At 66.5% G+C, this 23,436-nt stretch carries 20 protein-coding genes and 1 tRNA gene; 13 read left to right on the top strand and 8 right to left on the bottom strand.

What is annotated here, in order from left to right; all coding sequences use genetic code 11:
- The first annotated feature begins 565 nt into the window (after nt 1-565).
- Nucleotides 566-1,876: an FAD-binding oxidoreductase gene (locus H5395_RS10705; RefSeq protein ID WP_182792556.1), complete on the top strand. Its 1,311-nt coding sequence runs from the start codon at nt 566-568 to the stop codon at nt 1,874-1,876.
- A 3-nt stretch (nt 1,877-1,879) separates the two neighbouring features.
- Here H5395_RS10705 and H5395_RS10700 read toward each other — a convergent pair whose 3' ends face one another.
- From H5395_RS10700 to folK, 4 genes are all read right to left on the bottom strand, one after another.
- Entirely contained in the window at nt 1,880-2,503 is a 624-nt protein-coding gene (locus H5395_RS10700) for a DUF2062 domain-containing protein (RefSeq protein ID WP_234450856.1), read from the bottom strand.
- An 82-nt stretch (nt 2,504-2,585) separates the two neighbouring features.
- Nucleotides 2,586-4,706, bottom strand: coding sequence for a bifunctional (p)ppGpp synthetase/guanosine-3',5'-bis(diphosphate) 3'-pyrophosphohydrolase (locus tag H5395_RS10695; RefSeq protein WP_182792555.1), 2,121 nt, complete (start codon nt 4,704-4,706; stop codon nt 2,586-2,588).
- 25 nt (nt 4,707-4,731) lie between these two features.
- Nucleotides 4,732-5,088, bottom strand: a complete 357-nt coding sequence (gene rpoZ / locus H5395_RS10690) for a DNA-directed RNA polymerase subunit omega (protein ID WP_182792554.1) — start codon at nt 5,086-5,088, stop codon at nt 4,732-4,734.
- A gap of 64 nt (nt 5,089-5,152) precedes the next feature.
- Nucleotides 5,153-5,728, bottom strand: a complete 576-nt coding sequence (gene folK / locus H5395_RS10685; protein ID WP_182792553.1) for a 2-amino-4-hydroxy-6-hydroxymethyldihydropteridine diphosphokinase — start codon at nt 5,726-5,728, stop codon at nt 5,153-5,155.
- A 36-nt stretch (nt 5,729-5,764) separates the two neighbouring features.
- On the opposite strand from folK, the gene H5395_RS10680 reads away from it, so the two are divergent.
- Entirely contained in the window at nt 5,765-6,334 is a 570-nt protein-coding gene (locus H5395_RS10680; protein WP_182792552.1) for an NYN domain-containing protein, read from the top strand.
- An 81-nt stretch (nt 6,335-6,415) separates the two neighbouring features.
- Nucleotides 6,416-7,129, top strand: a complete 714-nt coding sequence (locus H5395_RS10675; RefSeq protein WP_182792551.1) for a PAS domain-containing protein — start codon at nt 6,416-6,418, stop codon at nt 7,127-7,129.
- A 36-nt stretch (nt 7,130-7,165) separates the two neighbouring features.
- Here H5395_RS10675 and H5395_RS10670 read toward each other — a convergent pair whose 3' ends face one another.
- Complete coding sequence (locus H5395_RS10670) at nt 7,166-8,584, bottom strand: class II 3-deoxy-7-phosphoheptulonate synthase (protein ID WP_182792550.1); 1,419 nt, start codon at nt 8,582-8,584, stop codon at nt 7,166-7,168.
- A gap of 194 nt (nt 8,585-8,778) precedes the next feature.
- Here H5395_RS10670 and H5395_RS10665 point away from each other — a divergent pair, with 194 nt between their 5' ends.
- The 6 genes from H5395_RS10665 to H5395_RS10640 all read left to right on the top strand — a co-directional run bounded on the left by H5395_RS10665 (nt 8,779) and on the right by H5395_RS10640 (nt 15,373).
- Entirely contained in the window at nt 8,779-9,963 is a 1,185-nt protein-coding gene (locus H5395_RS10665) for an ABC transporter substrate-binding protein (protein ID WP_182792549.1), read from the top strand.
- Nucleotides 9,964-10,076: 113 nt separating this feature from the next.
- Nucleotides 10,077-11,261: an ABC transporter substrate-binding protein gene (locus tag H5395_RS10660; RefSeq protein WP_182792548.1), complete on the top strand. Its 1,185-nt coding sequence runs from the start codon at nt 10,077-10,079 to the stop codon at nt 11,259-11,261.
- Nucleotides 11,262-11,367: 106 nt separating this feature from the next.
- Complete coding sequence (locus H5395_RS10655; protein WP_182792547.1) at nt 11,368-12,150, top strand: ABC transporter ATP-binding protein; 783 nt, start codon at nt 11,368-11,370, stop codon at nt 12,148-12,150.
- Complete coding sequence (locus H5395_RS10650; RefSeq protein WP_182792546.1) at nt 12,147-12,968, top strand: ABC transporter ATP-binding protein; 822 nt, start codon at nt 12,147-12,149, stop codon at nt 12,966-12,968. Before H5395_RS10655 ends, H5395_RS10650 begins: the two co-directional genes overlap by 4 nt.
- A gap of 49 nt (nt 12,969-13,017) precedes the next feature.
- Complete coding sequence (locus H5395_RS10645) at nt 13,018-14,019, top strand: branched-chain amino acid ABC transporter permease (protein ID WP_182792545.1); 1,002 nt, start codon at nt 13,018-13,020, stop codon at nt 14,017-14,019.
- Between the two features lie 10 nt (nt 14,020-14,029).
- Nucleotides 14,030-15,373, top strand: coding sequence for a branched-chain amino acid ABC transporter permease (locus H5395_RS10640; RefSeq protein ID WP_182792544.1), 1,344 nt, complete (start codon nt 14,030-14,032; stop codon nt 15,371-15,373).
- Nucleotides 15,374-15,457: 84 nt separating this feature from the next.
- Here H5395_RS10640 and purN read toward each other — a convergent pair whose 3' ends face one another.
- Nucleotides 15,458-16,048, bottom strand: coding sequence for a phosphoribosylglycinamide formyltransferase (gene purN, locus H5395_RS10635; protein ID WP_182792543.1), 591 nt, complete (start codon nt 16,046-16,048; stop codon nt 15,458-15,460).
- Nucleotides 16,042-17,094 (bottom strand): phosphoribosylformylglycinamidine cyclo-ligase, encoded by a 1,053-nt coding sequence (gene purM, locus H5395_RS10630; protein ID WP_182792542.1) that lies wholly within the window; start codon nt 17,092-17,094, stop codon nt 16,042-16,044. The genes purN and purM overlap by 7 nt, the downstream gene beginning before the upstream one ends.
- A gap of 123 nt (nt 17,095-17,217) precedes the next feature.
- Here purM and H5395_RS10625 point away from each other — a divergent pair.
- Nucleotides 17,218-17,293: transfer RNA gene (locus H5395_RS10625), tRNA-Ile, on the top strand.
- A 209-nt stretch (nt 17,294-17,502) separates the two neighbouring features.
- On the opposite strand, the gene H5395_RS10620 is transcribed toward H5395_RS10625, so the two are convergent.
- Complete coding sequence (locus tag H5395_RS10620) at nt 17,503-19,098, bottom strand: calcium-binding protein (protein WP_182792541.1); 1,596 nt, start codon at nt 19,096-19,098, stop codon at nt 17,503-17,505.
- Between the two features lie 226 nt (nt 19,099-19,324).
- Between H5395_RS10620 and H5395_RS10615 the strand changes: the two genes are divergently transcribed.
- From H5395_RS10615 to H5395_RS10605, 3 genes are read left to right on the top strand one after another with little or no spacing between them, the layout of a single operon-like run.
- Complete coding sequence (locus H5395_RS10615; RefSeq protein WP_255440608.1) at nt 19,325-20,518, top strand: ABC transporter ATP-binding protein; 1,194 nt, start codon at nt 19,325-19,327, stop codon at nt 20,516-20,518.
- Between the two features lie 59 nt (nt 20,519-20,577).
- Nucleotides 20,578-21,603, top strand: coding sequence for a Fe(3+) ABC transporter substrate-binding protein (locus tag H5395_RS10610; RefSeq protein WP_200559446.1), 1,026 nt, complete (start codon nt 20,578-20,580; stop codon nt 21,601-21,603).
- 43 nt (nt 21,604-21,646) lie between these two features.
- Entirely contained in the window at nt 21,647-23,326 is a 1,680-nt protein-coding gene (locus H5395_RS10605) for an iron ABC transporter permease (RefSeq protein WP_182792539.1), read from the top strand.
- The last annotated feature ends 110 nt before the right edge of the window (nt 23,327-23,436 follow it).

Below are 23,436 nucleotides of genomic sequence, written 5' to 3'. Positions count from 1 at the left end.
GCCGCTCAAGGCAGCCGGTCAGGGCTGCGATGGCGGAGGTCTCCGCCCTGCCCGGCTGCCGGCATCGTGGCGCCCGGTGACATTCCTGAATTGCCAGCAAGGGTGACATTTCTGGATGGTTGCAACAGACTGTGGTGCCCGCCCGCCAGATCAATCAAAGCCCCTGCTGCAAACTTCAAGGTTATGTGCCGTGTCATCCCTCTGGAATGCCACAGGCCGTGTTCGCAAGGAGTGCTCATTCGGGCTGACATAAGTAAGGCCTCCACCAGTGTCCACGGATCACTATTCTCCACCGAACGAGAGATTTCCGTTGTCGATCCTCGCCGTTCCTCGGTGAACTTTGAAAACAACCGATCCTGCAAACCGCAGCAGCCTGTCATCCCTCGAACCTGTGCTTCCAGACTTGCAGCGCATGAAGCACCCGTGCCCCTTGCCGATCCGCATGATTCCACCCGACAACTCACCCAAGCCTTTGAAACCTTAGTATACGGCACTTTTCCAAGGCGATTTCCCCTTGGCAGAGAGCGTGTTAGAAGCAGGTCTGCTGAATTTGACGAAGGCCGCGATGAACCTGCTGTTTGCCAACGACCGGCGCGGGGAATATCCGCCGAGCCTTTATGCCGCGCAGAACCCGCTGCTTCCGCCCTTCGCGCCTCTGCGCGGCGAGGCGCGGGCCGATGTCGTCGTCGTGGGGGCCGGGTATACCGGGTTGTCGGCGGCGCTGACACTGGCTCGCGCCGGGCGACAGGTGGTGCTGGTCGAGGCGCAGCGCGTGGGCTTTGGCGCCTCGGGGCGGAACGGTGGACAGATGGGGTCCGGCCAGCGGCTGGAGGTCGACGAGCTTGAGCGGCTGGCCGGGCGCGAAGCCGCGCGGCGCCTGTGGGACATGGCCGAGGAAGCAAAGGCCCTGACCCGCGCCCTTGCCGCCGAAGCGGGCGTGACGGTTCATCCCGGCATCGCCCATGCGGCGCGGACGGCGCGCGAGGCTACCCATGCCCGCGCGAATGCCGAGCGGCTGGCCCGGGACTACGACTACCCCCTGATCGAGCCGCTGGATGCGGAAGGGTTGCGGGCGCTGGTCAAGTCGCCCCTGTATGTGGGCGGTGATGTGGACCGCGGCGCCGGGCATCTGGACCCGCTGGCCTTGGCGCTGGGGATGGCACGGCTGGCCGTCGCGGCCGGCGTCCGCATCCATGAAGGCAGCCATGTCCACGCGATCCGCCATGCAAGGCGCGCGGATGAGAAAACCGTGGTTCAGACCGGCACCGGGCGGGTGATCTGCGACCATGTGATCCTCGCCGGCAACGGCTACCTTGGCCGGCTGGACGAAGGCGTGGCCGCGCGTGTCATGCCGATCAACAACTTCGTCGTCGCGACCGAGCCTCTGGGCGCCCGTGCGGACGAGATCCTGGGCGAGAACGTGGCCGTCCATGACACCCGCTTCGTGGTGAACTACTGGCGGCTCAGCGACGACCGGCGGCTGGTTTTCGGCGGTGGCGAGAACCTCGGATACCGCTTCCCCAAGGACATCGCCGCCAAGGTCCGCAAGCCGCTGGAACAGGTCTATCCTCAGTTGAAGGGCGTGACGATCACCCATGCCTGGGGCGGGACTCTGGCGATCACGCTGAACCGGATGCCGCATTTTGCCCGGCCTGCGCCGAACTGCCTGTCTGTCGGCGGCTATTCGGGACATGGGGTGGCGCTGGCGAACCTTGCGGGAAAGCTGATGGCGCAGGCGGTGATGGGCCAGTCCGAGGGGTTCGACAGCATGGCCGCCCTGCCCTCGCGCCCCTTCCCAGGTGGCGGCGGGCTGCGCTGGCCCCTGCTGGTCGCGGGGATGAGCTGGTATTCCCTGCGCGACCGACTGGGCGTCTGAGCCTCAGCCGCCCCCCTGCTTGCGCGCCTGCCTGGCCGCGCGCTTCGCCATGCGGGCGGCGCGGTGACGGTGATAGCCCTCGACCACCCGCAGGCTCAGGTAATGGGCGATCACAGCGGCGATCGTGCCGGGGATGATGCTGCCGACCAGATAAGGCAGGAAGATTGCGTGAAAGAACGTCTCCAACTGGTCCCACTGGGCCACGCGGTCATCGAAGATCGACATGAAATTGTGGGTCAACTGCCGCCCCGCCGAGGCAAAGGCATTGAGGATCGCGGCGGGCGTCATGCTGCCATCCACCCCCAGCATCCAGCGGCCGAGCGCCATCGATGTCATCGCCATGAAGGGGATCGTCACAGGATTGCCGATCAGCGTGCCAAGAGCCGCCGCCAGCAGGTTGCCCCGCATCACCCAGGCAAGCGCAAAGGCGCCCAGCAGGTGAAAGCCGAACAAGGGCGTGAAGTTGATGAAGGTGCCCGCCGCGAAGCCCCGCGCGATCCGGTGCGGCTGGTCCGGCAGGCGGCGGACGCGGTAGCCCAGATACTGCGCGGCACGCGACCATCCCCCCCGGGGATAGACCATCTCGGAGGCGATCTGCGAATAGCTGCGTGGCTTGCGCTTGAACACCCGCGCCTCTTGTCAGGACCGGGTCCAGTGAAGCAGCCGCCCCTTGCGGACGCAAGCCCGCGCCGCCAAGCGTGATCGCGGCTCAGACCCGCGCGGTGGCATCCCGGATGCGCACGACCTGCGCCACGTCGCTTTCCGCTTCCAGCGCGGTCAGCAGCGCCTGCAGATGCTCGCGGTCGCGCAGCTCGACCTCGATCCGAAGGCGGTAGAAATCGGGCTTGCGGTCCAGGAACTCGAGATCCGAGATATTGGCACCCTGCGCGCCGATCAGCGTGCAGATGCGCCCCAGCACGCCTGCGTCATGGCGGATCGTCAGGTTCAGCTTGGACGAATAGACCGGCGGGTGCCGCCCTTCGCGCCAGCGCAGATCGACCCAGCGGGTGGGCTGATCCTCGAAATCCGCCAGCACCGGGCAGTCGATGGCGTGGATGACGACGCCCTTGCCGCGATAGGTGATGCCGACGATCCGTTCGCCCGGAAGGGGATCGCAGCAGGGCGCGCGGGTCAGTTCGCGGTCGGCTTCCAGCCCGGCGATGGCGCGGTTGGGGTCGATCTCCTCCTCGGCCGGGGCGAGGTCGGGGTAAAGGACGCCCACCACCTGCCGCGCCGACAGTTCGGCCGAGCCGATGCGAGCCAGCAGTTCATCGGAATCGGGCAGCGCCAGCGCCTTGGCCGCGGCACGCAGGGCCTTGTCGGTGACCTTGCGGTTCACATGCTCGAAGGCCACGCGCACCAGTTCCGACCCCAGCCGGATGAAGCGCGAACGGTCCTCCTCGCGCAAGCTGCGCCGGATCGCGGCCTTGGCGCGGCCCGTCACCACGATCTCCAGCCATGTTGCCTGCGGCCGCTGCCCCGAGGCCGCGATGATTTCCACCGACTGCCCGTTCTTCAGCCGCGTCCACAGCGGCACCCGGATGCCGTCCACCTTGGCACCCACGCAGCCGTTCCCCAGCCGCGTATGGATCGCATAGGCGAAGTCAATGGGCGTCGCCCCTTTGGGCAACTGGATCACGTCGCCCTTTGGGGTGAAGCAGAAAACCTGATCCTGATACATCTCGAGCTTGACGTGTTCGAGGAACTCGTCGTGGTTCTCCTCTCCGAACCGCTCGGTGAGGCTGGCGAGCCATTCGCCCGGATCGACGGCAAAGGGGTTCTTGCTGCGGACGCCGTCGCGATAAGCCCAGTGCGCGGCAACCCCGGCCTCGGCCACCTCGTGCATGGCGCGGGTGCGGATCTGGACCTCGACGCGGGTGCCGTCGCGGGCCGACACGGTGCTGTGGATCGAGCGGTAGCCGTTCGACTTGGGCTGGCTGATATAGTCCTTGAACCGCCCCGGCACCGCGCGCCACTTGCGGTGGATGATCCCCAGCGTGCGGTAGCAGTCGGCCTCGGTCCGGGTGATGATCCGAAAGCCGTAGATGTCGGACAGGCGGCTGAAGGTCAGCTGCTTTTCCTGCATCTTGCGCCAGACGCTGAAAGGTTTCTTGGCGCGACCGAAGACATGGGCCTCGATCCCCTCGGCGTCCAGCGCGGCGCGGATGTCGCCGGTGATCTGGGGGATGACGTCGCCGTTTTCCTTCTGCAGCGTGACGAAGCGGCGGATGATCGAATTGCGCGCCTCGGGGTTCATGACCTTGAAGGCGAGGTCCTCAAGCTCCTCGCGCATCCACTGCATCCCCATGCGTCCGGCCAGCGGCGCGAAGATGTCCATCGTTTCGCGCGCCTTCTGCACCTGCTTGTCGGGGCGCATCGACTTGATCGTCCGCATGTTGTGCAGGCGGTCGGCCAACTTGACCAGGATCACGCGAAGATCGCGGGACATCGCCATGAACAGCTTGCGGAAATTCTCCGCCTGCTTGGAATGGGTGCCCGACAGTTGCAGGTTGGTCAGCTTGGTGACGCCATCGACCAGATCGGCGATCTCGCGCCCGAAGATCTGCTCGACCTCGACCCATGTGGAACGGGTGTCCTCGATGGTGTCGTGCAGCAGCGCGGTCACGATGGTCGCGTCGTCAAGCCGCATCTCGGTCAGGATGGCGGCGACGGCGACCGGATGGGTGAAATAGGGTTCGCCCGAGTGGCGGAACTGCCCTTCGTGCATCCGGCGGCCATAGTCATAGGCCCGCCGGATCAGTTCGGCATTGGTTCGCGGGTTGTAGTTGCGGACGAGCGCGATCAGATCCTCGACGTCGAACTTCTCCAATCGAAGATCCGCCCGCTCCGCCGCCTTAGCCGCGGCTTTGCGCTTCGAGCATCATGCGAAGCATCCGTTCCTCGGATTCCTCGTCGGCGGGCTTAGGACGATCGATCTCGGCCCCCAGCAGCAGCGCCATCGCGTCCTCTTCCGGCTCGTCGACCTCGATCTGGGTCTGGAACTGCTCGATCATCCGCTCGCGCAGTTCGTCGACGGGCTGGGTCTCGTCGGCGATCTCGCGCAGGGCGACAACCGGGTTCTTGTCGTTGTCGCGGTCCACGGTCACAGGCGAACCCGATGCTATCTCACGCGAGCGGTGGGCAGCGAGCATCACCAGGTCAAAGCGGTTCGGAACCTTGTCGACGCAGTCCTCGACGGTCACGCGTGCCATGCAACACCTCTGCGAATCGGCTGAAAGAGCAAGATGGCATAAGTGGAAGTTATGATGCGAAAAGTCAAGGTGAACCCGTCATCGGCGCCATGCCGGCAAGAGCCAGTGACGGCAAGTCCGCCAGCATCCGCGCCACGGTCAGGCCCGTGCGGGGATGACGCCAAGCAGGCGCAATCTCAGCCAGAGGCGCCAAGACGAAGCCGCGGTCCTGAAGGCGCGGATGCGGAAGGATCAGCGTCCTGGGGGACAGCCTCGCCTGCGCCTCGGGGGCGAGGTTCCGCCAGCCGTCCTGGGTCGCTGCGTCGGGCAGCACCGTGTCACCAACTGCCAGCAGGTCCAGGTCGATGGTACGGGACTGCCAGCGACCGCCGTCGCGCAGCCGCCCGAACCGCGCCTCGATCCGGTGCAGCGCCTCCAGCGTCCCCGCGGCATCATGGTCGCTGGCCAGGGTTGCGGCGCCATTTATATAGTTCGGCCCCGACCCCGGCGGATGCGCGGGCGTGCGCCAGAAACGGCTGAGCCGCCGCACGGCCAATCCCTCGGCAGGCATCGCCCGCAGAGCATTGCGCAGGGTTTCGGCAGGGCAACCTGTCGAAGAAAACAGGTTTGCGCCGATGGCGACGAGGACTAGCTTCTGCAAACCATTTCCGGTGCTTGAGTTTGAAGGGGCAACACTTTGTTTTACAAGGACGACCGGCTGGCGCTGTTTATCGACGGCTCGAATCTGCACGCCGCCGCGAAGTCGCTGGGCTTTGACCTGGATTACAAGCTGCTGCGGCAGGAGTTCGAGCGCCGCGGCAAGCTGATCCGCGCCTATTACTACACCGCCCTGCTTGAAAGCGAGGAATATTCCCCGATCCGCCCGCTGATCGACTGGCTGAACTACAACGGCTACACGATCGTGACCAAGCCCGCGCGGGAATACACCGACTCGATGGGCCGGCGGCGGGTCAAGGGCAACATGGACATCGAGCTGGCCGTCAACGCCATGGATCTGGCGCCGCGCCTGGACCATGCCGTGCTGTTCTCAGGTGACGGCGACTTCCGCCCTCTGGTCGAGGCGCTGCAGCGCCGGGGCGTGCGCGTCTCGGTCGTCTCGACCATGCGCAGCCAACCGCCGATGATCGCGGACGAGCTGCGCCGGCAGGCCGACAACTTCATCGAGCTGGACGCCCTGCGTGACATCGTCGGCCGCCCCCCACGCGAACCGCGCGAGGCACCGAGCCCTTCAGCGACCGAAACCTGAGCCGGCGAGGGCCTTAATTCCCCGGTGAATTTACCTGTTTCCACGTTATAGATATTTTGTCACGAGTGAGGATTCGCAGTGATGGTCGAGAGCAACGACAGCAACGGCATCGACGAGGCGCTGGACCGGGTGCTGCGAATGGCGGACTTCGGGCCGCGGCAGCCATCCCGCATCCTGGCCGAATTGCGGGCCTACTGGGCGTCGCTGCGCCATGGCCGCGCGGTGCCCTCACGCGCCGACGTGACGCCGCAGGGTCTGGGCGGCGCGCTGGAATATGCCTTTATCCTGGAACGGGTCGGTCCGGGCGGCGCGCGGTTCCGGCTGGCCGGGCGGCACCTTGTCGACCTGATGGGGATGGAGGTCCGGGGCATGCCGCTTTGCGCGCTGATGCATCCCGGGTCACGCGGCAGGCTGTCGGATGTGCTTGAGGCCGTGCTTCAAGGGCCGCAGATCGCCGAGATCGAGCTGGCCTCGCCTGGTTCCTACGGCGCACCGGAACTGACGGGCAGGATGCTGCTGCTGCCGCTGCGGTCCGACCTGGGGGACGTGACACGCGTGCTGGGCTGCCTTGCGTCCGAAGGAGAGATCGGCACCGCGCCGCGCCGCTTCGACCTGATGGCCGAACGGGCCGATCCGGTCATCGAGGGCGGACGGCTGCTTCCCCCCTCGCCTTCCGCTGCGGGCTTCGCAGAGCCCGGCGCGTCGTGGACGCCCGCGGAACCGCGCGTTCATATCCACGAGGATGATACCCCCGAGGAACGGCGCCTGCGTTTCCGCGTGATTTCCAACGACTGAGGACCGCGCCCGACAGGCCGCCGTCCTTCTCAGCCGTCAGCTTGCATCGCGAAGTTGCACGGGGGTGCCGGTGCGGCGGGCACGCAGTTCCTCGGCCACGAGGAAGGCCAGTTCCAGCGACTGGCTGGCGTTCAGGCGCGGGTCGCAGGCGGTGTGATAGCGGTTCGACAGGTCATGGTCGGTGATCGCCCGCACGCCGCCAGTGCATTCGGTCACGTCGCGGCCGGTCATCTCGAAATGCACCCCGCCGGGGACGGTGCCTTCAGCGGCATGGACCTCGAAGAACTCGCGCACCTCTCGCAGCACGGACTCGAACGGCCGGGTCTTGTAGCCCGAGGCCGACTTGATCGTGTTCCCGTGCATGGGATCGCAGGACCAGACGACCTCTGCCCCTTCCTCGCGCACCGCCCGGATCAGCCGTGGCAGATGGTCGCCGACCGTGCCCGCCCCGAAACGGGCGATCAGCGTCAGGCGACCGGGCTCGTTGTCGGGGTTCAGCCGCGCGATCAGGGCCTTGAGATCGTCGGTCGAGATCGACGGGCCGCATTTCAGACCGATCGGGTTCTGCACGCCCCGGCAGAATTCGACATGCGCGCCATCGACCTGCCGCGTCCGGTCGCCGATCCAGATCATGTGGCCCGAGCCGGCGACGGGCAGCCCGGTGGTGGAATCGATCCGCGCCAGCGCCTCCTCGTATTCCAGCAGCAGGGCCTCGTGGCTGGTGTAGAACTCGACCGTGCCCAGCTCATGCGCCGTTTCAGCGGTGACGCCCGCGGCCTGCATGAAGGCCATCGCGTCGGAAATCCGGTCGGCGATGTCGCGATAGCGCGCGGCTTCCGGCCCATCGGTGAAATCGGCGATCCAGCTTTGCACCCGGTGGATGTCGGCATAACCGCCGGTCGAGAAGGCCCGCAGCAGGTTCAGCGAGGCCGCCGCCTGCGTATAGGCCTGAAGCATCCGCCCCGGATCGGGCACCCGCGCCTCGGGGGTGAAGTCGAAGCCGTTGATGATGTCGCCGCGGTAGCTGGGCAGTTCGACGCCGCCCATCACCTCGGTCGGCGCGCTGCGCGGCTTGGCGAACTGGCCCGCCATGCGGCCGACCTTGACCACGGGCATCTGCGCGCCCCAGGTCAGCACCACCGCCATCTGCAGCATCACCTTGAAGGTGTCGCGGATGTTGTCGGCCGTGAACTCGGCGAAGCTTTCGGCGCAGTCGCCCCCCTGCAGAAGAAAGCGGCGCCCCTGCCCCACGTCGGCCAGTTGCGCCCTGAGACGGCGCGCCTCGCCCGCGAAGACCAGCGGCGGGAACTTGGCAAGCTGCGTCTCGACGGCTCCAAGGGACTTTGCGTCAGGATAATCCGGCATCTGCACGCGCGGGCGCGCACGCCAGCTTCCGCGCTGCCAGTCGCTGGCGCGCGCTGCGTTGCGGTCGATGTCGGGCGTCTGCTGCGGCATGGCTCATCTCCTGCGGATTGCAGGGTTATAAAGGTCTTGGCCCAAGGAATAAACCCTGAGTCGGGCAACCGGCAGCCTGCCCCGAAAACGTTGCGGCGGGTTTAATCCTGTCCTTCACGACACGCTTTTCTTTCAAAAAAGGCCGCCCTACTGTCGTGAACAAGGACAAAAGGTCCAATCAGGGAGACGACCGCATGAAGAAGCTGTTTCTGGCCACGACCGCCCTTGCCTTCAGCGCAGGGTTGGCGGTGGCCGAGGACGTCAGGATCGGCCTGTCGCTGGGCTTCACCGGGCCGCTCGAATCGATGTCGCCGAACATGGCGAATGGCGCCGAGACGGCGATCAAGGAAGCCAACGACTCGGGCAAGTTCCTGAACGGCTCGACGATCACGCCGGTGCGCGCCGACAACACCTGCGCCGATGCGGCGGCAGCGGTTGCGGCAGTGGAACGGCTGGTGACGGCCGAAGGCGTCAAGGGCATCATGGGCGGCATGTGCTCGGGTGAGACGATTGCCAGCCTGGAACGCGTGGGCGTGCCGAACGGCATCGTGATGATCTCGCCCTCGGCGACCTCGCCGGCGCTGACCGACATCCAGGACCAGGGCTTCTTCTTCCGCACCTCGCCGTCGGACGCCCGGCAGGGCGAGGTGATGGCCGGGATCGCGCAGGAACGCGGGGTCCAGTCGGTCGCGATCACCCACACGAACAACGATTACGGCAAGGGGCTGGCGGAATCCTTCCGCGCGGCTTTCGAGGCCAAGGGCGGCACCGTGACGATGCTGCAGGCCCATGACGACGGCAAGGCCGACTATTCGGCCGAGGTGGGCGCACTGGCCGCAGCCGGCGGGGACGCGCTGGCGGTCGTGGGCTATGTCGATCAGGGCGGATCGGGCATCATGCGCGGGGCGCTGGATTCGGGCGCGTTCGAGACCTTCATCCTGCCCGACGGCATGGTCGCGCAGGCTCTGGTGGACCGTTTCGGGCCGGAACTTGAGACCTCCTTCGGCCAGAACCCTTCCTCGGAGGGCGAGGGCCGGACGAAGTTCAATGAACTGGCGCAGGCGGCAGGCTTCGACGGCACTTCGGCCTTCGCGGGCGAATCCTATGACGCGGCGGCGCTTCTGGTCCTGGCGATGCAGGCGGCGGGCTCGACCGATCCCCGCGTCTACAAGGACAAGGTGATGGAGGTTGCGAACGCGCCGGGCGAGAAGATCAGCGCCGGAGAGATCGGCCGCGCGCTGGAACTGATCGCGGCCGGCACCGACATCGACTATGACGGTGCTTCGGCAGTCGAACTGATCGAGCCGGGCGAAAGCGCCGGCACCTACCGCGAGGTGGATTTCGCCGGCGGCCAGATGAACACCGTCCGCATCCGCTGATCCGATCCGCCCCGGCCGGCACACCGCGCCGGGGCGTTTCATGACCGCAGGAGGGCGGTCACCACGGCAATCCCGCGCATGAACGGGATACAACACATACTGGGAGGAATGACATGAACCGTTTTCTGATGGCGTCCGCCGTGCTGGCGCTGACGGCCGGGGCCGCGCTGGCCGAGGACGTGAAGCTGGGCGTCTCGCTGGGATTTACCGGGCCGCTGGAATCGATGGCGCCCTCGATGCTGAAGGGGGTCGAACTGGCCGCAAAGGAGGTCAGCGACTCCGGCAAGCTGCTGGGTGGCGGCGCCGTGAGCGTCGTGCAGGCCGACAACACCTGTGCCGATGCGGCGGCCTCGGTCTCGGCGGTCGAGCGGCTGGTGACCTCGGACCGGGTCAACGGCATCGTGGGCGGGATGTGTTCCGGCGAGACGATCGCCAGCCTTGAACGCGTGGCGGTGCCGAACGGCATGGTGATGATCGCGCCCTCCGCCACTTCGCCCGCGCTCAGCACCATCGACGACAAGGGTTTCTTCTTCCGCACCGCGCCATCCGACGCGCGGCAGGGCGAGGTGATGGCCGACATCATCTCCGAACGCGGCATCAAGAACGTCGCCGTGACCTACACCAACAACGACTATGGCAAGGGTCTGGCGGATTCATTCGCCGAGTCCTTCAAGGCCAAGGGCGGCACGATCACGATCAACGCCGCGCATGACGACGGCAAGGCGGACTATTCGGCCGAGGTCGGCGCGCTGGCCGCCGCAGGTGGCGATGCGCTGGTCGTCGCGGGCTATGTCGATCAGGGCGGCTCGGGCATCGTGCGCGGGGCGCTGGATTCCGGCGCCTTCGACACCTTCGTCTTCACCGACGGTATGGTGACGCAGGCGCTGGTGGACCGCTTCGGGACCGAGCTGGAACATTCCTTCGGCCAGAACCCCTCGGCCGAGGGTGAAGGGCGCGACGCCTTCATCGCGCTCGCGCGGGATGCGGGCTTCGAAGGCTCGGATGCTTTTGCCGCCGAGGCCTACGACGCGGCTGCGCTGATCCTGCTGGCTATGCAGGCCTCCGGGTCCACCGATCCCCGCGTCTACAAGGACAAGGTGATGGACGTGGCCAACGCGCCGGGCGAGCAGATCATGCCCGGTCAGCTTGGCCGCGCGCTGGAACTGATCGCGGCGGGCACCGACATCGACTATGTGGGCGCCTCGGCGGTCGAACTGGTCGGCCCGGGCGAAAGCGCGGGCACCTATCGCGAGGTCGACTTCAAGGGGGGCATCCTGAACGCGGTTCGCACCCGTTGACCCCTGACGCAAGATCCGCGGCGCCCTCTCGGGCGCCGCATCCGGTTTTTCTTGGCGAATGGCCCCCCGGTCGTCTAGGGAACCCGGCAGGAGAATCGGAGCGCGCATGATCGAGGTCCACGACCTTCACCGGCATTTCGGCGGCTTCCGCGCCGTCGATGGCGCCAGCCTGACGATCCGCACCGGATCCATCACCGGGCTGATCGGGCCGAACGGTGCGGGCAAGTCCACCCTGTTCAATGTGATTGCGGGCGTGCTGCCGCCCACCTCGGGCCGCGTCGTCATGGACGGCGAGGACATCACCGACCTGCCCCCGCACGAGTTGTTCCACAAGGGCCTGCTGCGCACCTTCCAGATGGCGCATGAGTTCTCGTCCATGTCGGTGCGCGAGAACCTGATGATGGTCCCGCCCGGACAGTCGGGCGAGAGCCTGTGGAACACCTGGTTCGGCCGCAAGCGCATTGCCGAGGAAGAACGCGCGCTCCGGGCGCGTGCCGACGAGGTGCTGGACTTCCTGACCATCAGCCATGTGGCCGAGGAAAAGGCCGGGAACCTGTCGGGCGGACAGAAGAAGCTGCTGGAACTGGGCCGCTGCATGATGGTCGAGGCCAAGATCGTCTTTCTGGACGAGGTGGGTGCCGGCGTGAACCGCACCCTTCTGGGCACCATTGCCGACGCTATCATCCGCCTGAACCGGGAACGCGGCTATACCTTCTGCGTGATCGAGCATGACATGGATTTCATCGGCAAGCTCTGCGATCCGGTGATCGTCATGGCCGAAGGCAAGGTCCTGGCCGAGGGGTCTGCCGCGCGCATCATGGAAAACGAGGCGGTGATCGAGGCCTATCTGGGCCGCGGCCTCAAGAACAAGGACAAGGTCGGGGTATGAGCGATCCTTTTGCCAATCGCGGCAACCGCGACGCCTCGGTCGTGAACCCGCGTCCTGCTGGGACTTTCCAGGGCAGCCTTCGCAGCGGCGCGGCCCGGCCCGGCCCTGCCGGCGACCCCTTTCTCATCGGCGAGAACATGCGCGGCGGCTATGGCAAGGCCGATATCCTGAACGGCTGCACGCTGGCGGTCGAGAAGGGCCGGATCGCCGTGATCGTCGGCCCGAACGGCGCGGGCAAGTCCACGGCCATGAAGGCGATCTTCGGGATGCTGACCCTGCGGGAAGGCAGCGTCCGGCTGGACGGGCAGGACATCACCGCCCTGAACCCGCAGGACCGCGTCAAGGCGGGCATGGGTTTCGTCCCCCAGGTCGCCAATGTCTTCCCGACCATGACGGTCGAGGAGAACCTGGAAATGGGCGCCTATCTGCGCCAGGACGATTTCCGCCAAACGATGCAGCAGGTCTATGAGCTGTTCCCGGCTGTCGCCGACAAGCGCCGCCAGAACGCGGGTGAACTGTCTGGCGGCCAGCGCCAGCAGGTCGCCGTTGGCCGGGCGCTGATGACGCAACCGAAGCTTCTGATGCTGGACGAGCCGACCGCAGGCGTCAGCCCCATCGTCATGGACGAGCTTTTCGACCGCATTATCGAAATCGCGCGCACGGGCATCTCGATCCTGATGGTGGAACAGAACGCCAAGCAGGCGCTGGAGATCGCCGATGTCGGCTATGTGCTGGTGCAGGGCGCCAACCGCTACACCGGCACCGGGGCCGAGCTGATGGCCGACCCCGAGGTGCGCCGCACCTTCCTGGGGGGCTGACGATGGACGGACAGAACGGGCAGGTCCGACCTGCAAGGGGAAGCCTCTGATGGATGTTCTCAATGCCCTTGTGGCGATCCTGAACTTCGTGGTCATCCCGGCTTCGGCCTATGGCGCGCAGCTTGCGTTAGGGGCTTTGGGGGTGACGCTGATCTACGCCATCCTGCGGTTCTCGAACTTCGCCCATGGCGACACCATGGCCTTCGGCACCGCCATCGTGATCCTGCTGACATGGGGGCTGCAGTCGCTGGGGGTATCTTTCGGCCCCCTGCCCTCGGCCCTCCTGGCGCTGCCGCTGGGAATCGCCCTGACGGCGCTGTTGGCGCTGCTGACCGACCGCTGGGTTTATCGCCACTACCGCCGGGTGCGCGCCGCGCCCATCGTGGTGGTCATGGCCTCGGTCGGCGTCATGTTCGTGATGAACGGCCTGACGCGCCTTGTGATCGGCGTGGACGAGATCCAGTTCGCGGACGGCGCCCGCTTTGTCATCTCGGTGCCGCAGTTCCGGCAGATGACCGGGCTAAGCGAGGGCCTTGCGTTCAGGACCACGCAGGCGATCACGCTGGTGATCGCGGCGCTGTCGGTCTGGGCGCTGTTCGTCTTCCTGAACCGCACCCGCGCCGGCAAGGCGATGCGCGCCTATGCCGACAACGAGGATCTGGCCCTGCTGTCGGGCATCGACCCCGACCGGGTCGTGCGGATGACCTGGATCATCGCCACCGGCCTCGCGGTGCTGGCGGGCACGCTTTATGGATTGGACAAATCCTTCAAGGCGTTCAACTATTTCCAGATCCTCCTGCCGGTCTTCGCGGCGGCCATCGTGGGCGGCCTCGGCAGCCCAATCGGCGCCATCGCGGGGGGCTTCCTGATCGCCTTTTCCGAGGTTGCGCTGACCTATCCCTGGAAGAAGATCGCCGAATATCTGGGTTTCGAGCCCACCGGCCTGCTGCAGATGCTGGGCACGGAATACAAGCTGGCGATCAGCTTCGTCATCCTGATCGTCGTTCTGCTGGTGCGCCCCACGGGGCTGTTCCGCGGCAAAGCCTATTGAGGAGGCCTGAATGAGCGCCAACCGTCAGGCCGAAACCTCTGCCAGCCCATGGCGCGCGCCGCTGCTGTTCGCGGCGGTGATCCTGCTGGTCGTGCTGGAAGGCACGGTCTCGAACGCGATGTTCTCGGGGTCGTGGAACAGCGCGCTGTCGATCCTGAACATGGGGTTGATTTCGGCCGTGACCGCGCTGGGCGTCAACATGATCTGGGGTTACGGCGGGTTGTTCAACGCGGGCGTCGTCGGTTTCGTGGCGCTGGGGGGAGTTGCCCCGGTGCTGATCTCGACCCAGCCGGTGCAGGGCGCCTGGGCGGCCGGGGGACCGCAGATGGTCCTGGCGCTGGCGGTCGGGCTTGCGACGCTGGTGATTGCTGCAGCGGCAGCCTCGCGGCTGAAGGGCGCAACGCGCTTCTGGATCGCAGCGCTGGTCGTCATCGCAGGCTATGTCGCGACGCGGATGCTGTTCGATCCGGCAGTGGCCGCGATCGAGGCGAACAATCCCTCCAAGGCCGGCAACATCGGCGGGCTGGGCTTGCCGGTGCTGCTGAGCTGGCCGGTGGGCATGGTCTTTGCCGCCATCGCCGCCTGGGGCATCGGCAAGGTCGCGCTGGGGCTGCGCTCGGACTATCTTGCGATCGCCACGCTGGGGATCGGCGAAATCATCGTCGCCCTCCTCAGGAACGAAGGCTGGCTGGCCCGCGGCGTGCTGAACATCACCGGCATCCCGCGCCCTGTCCCTTACGAGCTTGACCTGCAGGCAAACCCCGCCTTCGTCGAGGCCGCCGTGCGTTGGGCGATGGACCCGACCACGGCCTCTGCCATCTATGTCAAGCTGTCCTATGCCACGATCTTCGTGGCGGTGCTGCTGACGCTGATTCTGCTGTCGGAACTGGCGCTGTATTCGCCCTGGGGCCGGATGATGCGGGCGATCCGAGACAACGAGATCGCGGCCGAGGCCATGGGCAAGGACGTCACCCGGCGGCACCTGCATCTGTTCATCCTCGGTTGCGCGGTGATCGGGCTTTCGGGGGCGATGATGGTGACGCTGGACGGGTTGATGGCGCCGGGCGGATACAACCCGCTGCGCTATACCTTCCTGATCTGGGTGATGGTGATCGTCGGGGGGTCGGGCAACAACTGGGGGGCGGTGCTGGGCGCGGTGCTGATCTGGTTTCTCTGGATCAAGGCCGAGGTCTGGGGGCCTGCCGCGATGTCGCTGCTGACCTCGCCGCTGTCGGATGGAGGCCTCAAGCGCCACCTGATCGAAAGCGCGCCGCAGATGCGCTATGTCGCGATGGGGGTCGTGCTGCTGCTGGTGCTGAGGTTCGCGCCGCGGGGGCTGCTGCCGGAACGGTGAGTTCTGACGGAACGGCCGGTCTCCGGGGCTCTGCCCCATCGTCGTATACGACGATCCCGGGATATTTGGACGAAGAAGAAAACCCTAGAGGTCGATCCGGCCCGTCATGCCGTCTGCAAAACGGTGCAAGACGGTCGGGTAAAGGAGGTGCTCGGCCTTCAGGACCCTCGCAGCAAGGGTTTCAGGCGTATCCCCAGGCTCGACCGGCACATGGGCCTGACCAAGGATGGGGCCGTCGTCCAGCAGCGGCGTCACAAGATGAACGGTGGCGCCTGCCCGCGTGTCGCCGGCTTCGATGGCGCGGGCATGCGTGTGAAGGCCGGGGTATTTCGGCAGCAGCGAGGGATGGATGTTCAGCATCATGCCCTGAAAGCGGTCCACGAAGCCGGGCGTGAGAATCCGCATGAAGCCGGCAAGGCAGAGGATGTCCGGCTCGGCCGCAAGCAGCGGCTCAAGCAGCGCGGCCTCGAAGGCCCCGCGATCGCCGCGGAACGGGCGGTGATCCACCGCTGCGGTCGGCACGCCCATCTCGGCGGCGCGGACAAGACCGGCCGCAGCGGGATCGTTCGAGGCGACCAGCACCGGCCGGGCCGGGTTGTCGCCGGTCATCGAGCGGACCAGCGCGACCATGTTCGATCCGCCGCCCGAGATCAGGATCGCAACGCGTTTTACCACAGCGTTCCGGTATAACCGACGCCCCGGCCGCCGCCGACCTCGCCCATCTCGACCACGCGCTCGCCTGCGTCGCGCAGCATCCCAGTCAGCGCCAGCGCCCGGTCAGGGGCCACCACAAGGATCATGCCGATGCCGCAGTTGAAGGTCTTGAGCATCTCGCGTTCGGGGATGCGTGCCGTATCGGCAAGCCACTGGAACACGGCAGGAGCCTGCCAGTTGTCAAGGTTGACCTCGACGCCCATTCCTTCGGGCAGGACGCGCGGCAGGTTCTCGGTGATGCCGCCGCCGGTGACATGGGCGGCCGCATGGACGCCGCCTGCCCGGATCGCCTCCAGCACCGGGCGGACGTAAAGCCGGGTGGGCGTCAGCAGCGCCCGCCCGAGCGGCCCCTTCGCGAAGGGCGCGGGATCGGACCAGCCGAGGCCCGTCGTTTCGACCACCTTGCGGACAAGCGAGAAGCCATTTGAATGCACGCCGTCCGAGCCGAGGCCCAGCAGCACGTCGCCTTCCGCGACATCCCGCGGCAGATGCGCGCCGCGTTCCATGGCGCCCACGGCAAAGCCGGCAAGGTCGAAGTCACCGTCGTGATACATCCCCGGCATCTCTGCCGTCTCGCCGCCGATCAGGGCCGCGCCGGAACGCCGGCAACCCTCAGCGATGCCGGCGATGACGCGGGCGGCCTCATCAACCTGCAGCTTGCCGGTGGCGAAATAATCCAGGAAGAACAGCGGCTCGGCCCCCTGACAGACGAGATCGTTCACGCACATGGCCACAAGGTCGATGCCGACGCCGTCAAGCTCTCCGGTCTCTATGGCGATGCGCAGCTTGGTGCCGACGCCATCGGTGGCCGCGACCAGAACCGGATCGGCGTAGCCTGCCGCCTTCAGGTCGAACAGCGCGCCGAAGCCGCCGAGTCCTGACATCACCCCTGGCCGGGCAGTCGCCGCGGCGGCGGGCTTGATACGTTCCACCAAGGCGTTGCCAGCGTCGATATCCACACCCGCCTGCGCGTAGGTAAGCCCGCCCCTGCCATCAGCCTTGGTCATGTCACCCATCCCTCTTGCCTGGGTGCTGGATAGCCCAGCCGTCCGGCGCAGACAATCAACGCGACCCGCCTGCCCCGGTTTTCCTTGACCCGCGCGCCCGCATTTGCGACAGCCCTCAGGCGCGGGCCTGTAGCTCAATGGTCAGAGCAGGGCGCTCATAACGCCTTGGTTGGGGGTTCAAGTCCCTCCGGGCCTACCAAACCCCGCGTTTTATAAGTTATTTCAATTCCTTGTCGGGCGTGCTGACAAGGTTTGCAGGGTGGCTGATCAATTCCTGCTTCCCATGCGCCCAGCCGGTGCGGCTTGCGATGACGGAATCGGCCGGCCCCAGCCCGGAAGCCTCGCCATCTCCCCAGCAGGAATGGCGAGGCTCGGGCCGTCTCGTGGGAACCCTGGCTGCATTGCCGTTCAGCCGAACAGGAAGTCCGAAGCCGTCATCCCCGTGACACTGGCCACCATGAGGATGTCCTGCCCCGGATCGCTGAACCCGCCGGCGGCGCCATAGTCGATGCGGGTGCCGCCGTCTTCGAGAAGAACGAAGCGGTCGGCATCGTCGAGCCTTCCGCTGCGGTCGGTATCAAGGTCGGACCAGGCCAGTTTTCTGGTGTTGAAGTGAACAAGGTCATCGTCGGCGCTGCGGAAATCCATGATCACGTCCCGGCCGTCGCGTTCGTTGAAGATGAACTTGTCGGCGCCGCCTGCAATCACCCGCTCGGTGCCGTTGCTCGCCGTGCCATCGCCCCACAGGACGTCGTCGCCCTTGCCGCCGACGATCCGGTCCTTGCCGCCAAGCAGCTCGACACGGCCGAAGTACGAGACGCCATACCAGGTGTCCGCAGTCCCGTCGCCGTAGATCGTGTCATTGCCGTCGCCGCCATGGATCGTGTCGTTTCCGCCTTTCAGCAGGGCCAGGTCCATGCCTTCGACCACCCCGTCACCGTAAAGGGTGTCGTTTCCGCTTCCCCCTTGTATCCGGTCGGCCCCGCCGGTCAGGGTAGACTGGCCGTTCGTGAAGACGCCGCCATCCCCAAGCACCGAATCCGCGCCCGTCCCGCCGTCGATCGTGTCGTTGCCCCCGCGCAGCACTCCGTTGCCGGGGTTGAAGCCGGGCGCGGCGCTCACCGATCCGTCGCCGATGACGGTGTCGGCGCCTGATCCGGCGTCAAGGTAGTCGTTCGCACCCACGACCTCGGCATCGCTGCCATCGGCCCAGCCGTCGCCTTGCAGAAGGTCGTTGCCGCTGCCGCCCCAGATCCTGTCCGCCCCGCCCTTGAGCAGTGCCGAGGACCTGAAGGTGGAAACGCCGCCGTCGCCATAAACGACGTCATTGCCGGCACCCCCGTGCAGGATGTCCCTGCCGCCGGTCATCTCTCCGCCCATGTACAGATACGGGGAAACGATGCCGTCGCCGTAAAGGGTGTCGTGGCCTGCGCCGCCGTCCAGAAGATCCGCGCCCCCGATGAGGTGCGTTTCAGAGGCGTAGAGCTCCAGCAGGCCGTCGCCGTAGAGGATGTCATTGCCATCCCCCCCGAACAGCCTGTCCGCGCCGCCCGTTATCCGGGCGCCTTCGGCCGCGCCCCCGGAAACGAGGCCATCGCCATAAAGGACGTCGTTGCCGGCGCCGCCGTAAAGGACATCGCGGCCGCCGCGGATGTCCGCGCTGCGGGCGTATTCCATCGGCGCCGCGACCTCGATGGCGCCGTCGCCGTAAAGCGTGTCGTCTCCGGCATCGCCGTGCAGGATGTCGTCGCCGCCGATGATGGATGCCTCGGCGCCGTTTCCGCCAGAAATGACGCGGCCATCGCCCCAGAGCATGTCGTGGCCCGTGCCGCCGGACAGCAGGTCAGTGGCGCCCCTGATCTGCGCCTTCTCGCCGTCCTTGCCTTTGATGTCGCGGTCGCCCAGCAGGCTGTCGTTGCCGGCAAGGCCGAAGATGATGTCACGATTCAGGCTGCCGGTCAGAAGATCGGCCCTGTTCGTTCCCTTCACAAGTCTCTTAGCCATTCCTGATCCCTCATGACCTGGTGCCGCCAAGAGTCTGCGGCTGCAGAAGATGATGACACAGGTTAATGCACGCGACGACTGAATAATCAGGGGAACCGTTCGACTGCCGGATGTGCCGGACGCTTGCCTGATCCTTCAGCCTGGGGCCTCGTCCGGCGCTGTGTCGCTTGCGGATGCGGTTCGTCCGCCGCAATCATTCCCGACGAAAAAGGCACCCTATTGGAGAATGGCGGCGCGGGGCGTAGATACTGCCGACCGGATCAAGCCCCTTCGCGGTTTCGTCATGCGGCCGGGGTCGAACGAGGGACTGCACGTCATGGCCGTGGGCTGCGCATCATCGCTTGGACTTGAGGAAGTGTGCCGCAGCTTCGGGTCACGGGTGGTCCTGTCCGACATCTCGCTGTCCATTCCGCCGGGCCGGATCACCTGCCTGCTGGGCGAATCCGGCTGCGGCAAATCGACGTTGCTGAGGATCATCGCGGGCGTCGACCGCCCCGACAGCGGCCGCATCCTGATGCGCGGGGCCGAGATCGCCGGCCCGGACCGCTTTGTCGAACCCGAGAACCGCAGGATCGGCTTCATGTTCCAGGACTATGCGCTGTTTCCGCATCTCAGCGTGGCGGAAAACCTGGCATTCGGACTGCGCTACCTTTCCCGGTCCGCTCGGCGCGACCGCGTGGCCGAGGTGGTCGCGCGGATCGGGCTGGGCCACCTGGTGGACCGCTATCCCCATTCCCTGTCGGGAGGAGAGCAGCAGCGGGTGGCGCTGGCCCGCGCGCTGGCCCCGCAGCCGGCGGTGCTGCTGATGGACGAGCCCTTCTCGAACCTCGACCAGGGATTGCGGGAACGGGTGCGGCGCGAGACGCTGGACACCCTGCGCCGCATCGGGACCACCGCCATCATCGTCACCCACGACCCGCAGGAAGCGCTGGCCGTGGGTGACATGATCGTGCTGATGCGGGCGGGCCGGATCGAGCAGGTGGGCACGCCCTTCGAGATCTACGACCGCCCCATCTCTCCTTATGCGGCCGAGTTCATGGGTCCCTGCAACCGTCTGACGGGAATCTGGACCAACGGCCAGATCGACACGCCCATCGGCACCTTCCCCGCTGTCCTCGATCTACCGGACGGCGCGCTGGCGCTGGCCTGCATCCGGCCGCAGGCGCTGTCCATCGGGCCGGACGGGCACGGCATCTCGGCCCGCGTGGTCGCCAAGACCTTCATGGGGGAAAGCGAGCTGATCGATATCATGGTGCATCCCCTGGCCGAGACGCTGCGGATGCATTCCCATGTCCGCATTCCCATGGCCGTGGGCGAAAAGGTCAGCCTGCAACTGAACGGGGCGCAGATCCATGTCTTCGCTGACGAAAGCCCCGTGATAGCTCAGCGGAAAACAAAGTCGATAAAAACTCTAGACTAAGTTGCAGAGGCCGATGTATGACCCCTGAAACCGTCCGACCGGGAGTTCAGAAGGTCATCATGAAAGCCGCACCCACCTTGATCCGCGCCATCCTGGCCAGCACGACCCTTGTTGCCGCTGCGGGCGCTGCCTCGGCGCAGGAGGTCAATCTTTACACCTCGCGCGAACCCGGTCTGGTCGAGCCGCTGCTTCAGGCCTTCACCGAGTCCACGGGGATTGCGGTGAACACGGTGTTCCTCAAGGACGGGCTGGTCGAGCGGCTGGCCTCGGAAGGCGAAAGCTCGCCCGCTGATGTGCTGATGGCGGTGGATGCGGGCAACCTTGTCGATCTGGTCGAACGCGACCTGACCCAACCGGTCGAATCCGAGGTCCTGACTGCCGCCATCCCCGACAACCTGCGCGATCCGGGGAACGAGTGGTTTGCCCTGTCGATGCGCGCCCGCGTCGTCTATGCCGCCAATGACGTCGAGATCGACAGCATCACCTACGAGGATCTGGCCGACCCCGAATGGAAGGGGCGGATCTGCATCCGCTCGGGTCAGCATCCCTACAACACGGCGCTGTTCTCGGCCTTCATGGCGCATCACGACGCGGCGGAAACCGAGGCCTGGTTGACCGGTCTGAAGAACAACCTCGCCCGCAAGGCGGGCGGCGGCGACCGCGACGGGGCCAAGGACATCCTTGGCGGCATCTGCGACATCGCCATCGCGAACTCCTACTACGTGGGGCTGATGCGTTCCGGCAGGGGCGGGGACGAGCAGAAGGCCTGGGGCGAGGCGATCAAGGTTCTGCTGCCCACCTTCGAGGATGGCGGCACCCATGTGAACGTCAGCGGCGCGGCCGTGGCGAAGAACGCGCCCAACAGGGACCAGGCGGTGCAGTTGCTGGAGTTCCTCGTCTCGGACGAGGCGCAGAAGATCTATGGCGAGGCGAATTACGAGTATCCGGTGAAACCCGGTGCCGCCATCGACCCGATCATCGCCTCGATCGGCGAGCTGAACGTCGATCCCGTCCCGCTGACCGAGATCGTGACAAACCGCAAGCAGGCCAGCGAACTGGTCGACCGCGTCGGCTTCGACAACTGATCGGGGCAACCCGGCCGCGGCAAGCTGCGGCCGGAAAGCAGGCATGGCGGTCCTGACGACAGATGGCGAAAAGGTTTCCAGATCCTTCTCTCTCGGGGGAAGGGTCTGGGTCCTTGCCAGCCTGCTGATCGCGGGGCTGGTCCTTGTTCCCTTGCTGGCTCTGGCGTGGCAGGCGGCGCAGGGGTCCGAGGGCCTGTGGTCGCATCTGGCGGCCCATGTGCTGCCGCACGCCCTGGGGCAAACGGCCATGCTGATGGCCGGGGTCGGTGTGCTGACCGCGCTGATCGGCACATCGGCGGCCTGGCTGGTGACGGCGCACGAGTTTCCCGGCCGGCGGCTGCTGGAATGGGCGCTGTTGCTGCCGCTAGCGGTGCCCACATATATTGTGGCCTATGCCTATCTGGACCTGCTGCACCCGCTGGGGCCGGTCCAGTCGCTGGTCCGCGCGGCCCTTGGCTACGACAGCCCTCGCGATTTCCGCCTGCCCGACATCCGGTCCATGACCGGGGCGATCCTGCTGCTGAGCCTTGTGCTCTACCCCTATGTCTACCTGCCCACGCGGGCGATGTTCATGACGCAGGCCGGGAACCTCGTCGAGGTTGCCCGCACCCTCGGCACCACCCGCCGCCAGATCTTCCAGCGCGTCGCCCTGCCCCTCGCCCGGCCCGCCATTGCCGTGGGCGTCAGCCTAGCCCTGATGGAGACGCTGAACGACATCGGCGCCTCGGAGTTCCTGGGCGTCCGGTCGCTGACGATCTCGGTCTACACGACCTGGGTTACACGGTCGGACCTGCCGGGCGCAGCGCAGATCTCGCTGGCGATGCTGCTCTTGGTGGTGGCGCTGATTTCGCTGGAACGCTGGGCGCGCAGGCGCCAGCGCTATGCGGTCAGCGGCCAGCGCGCCCGCAGCTTCGCGCGCGAGCGGCTGTCGCGGCGGGCGGGGTTGGCTGCGCTGGGCCTCGGGCTGCTGCCGGTGATCTTCGGCTTCCTGCTGCCAGCGCTCTACCTCGCGGTCGAGGCTTGGCAGCGCTTCCAGTTCGCCGGGTTGTCGGACCGGCTGATGATCGAGGCGCGCAACACCTTCCTGCTGTCCGCGTTTGCCACCGTGGCGGTGCTGGTCTGCGGGCTGGTTGTCGCCTATGCCTCGCGCGTCTATCCGCAGCGCGCCATGCAGATCGTCCACCGTGTCGCCTCGCTGGGCTATGCCATGCCGGGCACGATCCTGGCGCTGGGCATCCTGATCGCGGCGGCAGGGGTGGACCGCTGGATCAGCCAGACCGGACGGGCGATGTTCGGCATCGACCCCGGACTGGTCCTGATCGGATCGGGGGTGGCGCTGGGCTATGCCTATCTGGCGCGGTTCCTCGCCATCTCGATCGGCTCGGTCGAGGCTGGTCTGACCCGCATCCCGCGCAGCTACGACCAGTCCGCCCGGACGCTGGGCCATGGTGTCACCGGGATGCTGACCCATGTCCACCTGCCTCTGTCCAGGGCGGCGCTGGCCGCCGCCGGGCTGCTGGTCTTCGTCGACTGCATGAAGGAACTGTCCGCGACCCTGCTGCTGCGCCCGCTGAACTTCGAGACTCTGGCCACCCATCTTTACGGCGAAGCCGCGCGCGGCACCTACGAGGAAGCCGCGCTTGCCGCCTGGGCCATTGTCCTTGTGGGCATCCTGCCGGTGATCCTGCTGGCCCGCGTTGGACCGGCCAGTTCGCGCCCGTGATCTCGGCGGCGCAGAGCCGACCGCCACCGCGGGCCGGATGGCAAAGACTGCTTCTGCCGCTTTCCCGTTCCGGGGCCTGCCTCGGTGGTCATGACTAGGCTTGGGAATGG

This window comes from Paracoccus sp. MC1854 (assembly GCF_014164635.1).
Classification (GTDB): domain Bacteria; phylum Pseudomonadota; class Alphaproteobacteria; order Rhodobacterales; family Rhodobacteraceae; genus Paracoccus.
The sequence above is the reverse complement of the archived record's forward strand: the minus strand, read 5'-3'. Positions and strand labels throughout refer to the sequence as shown.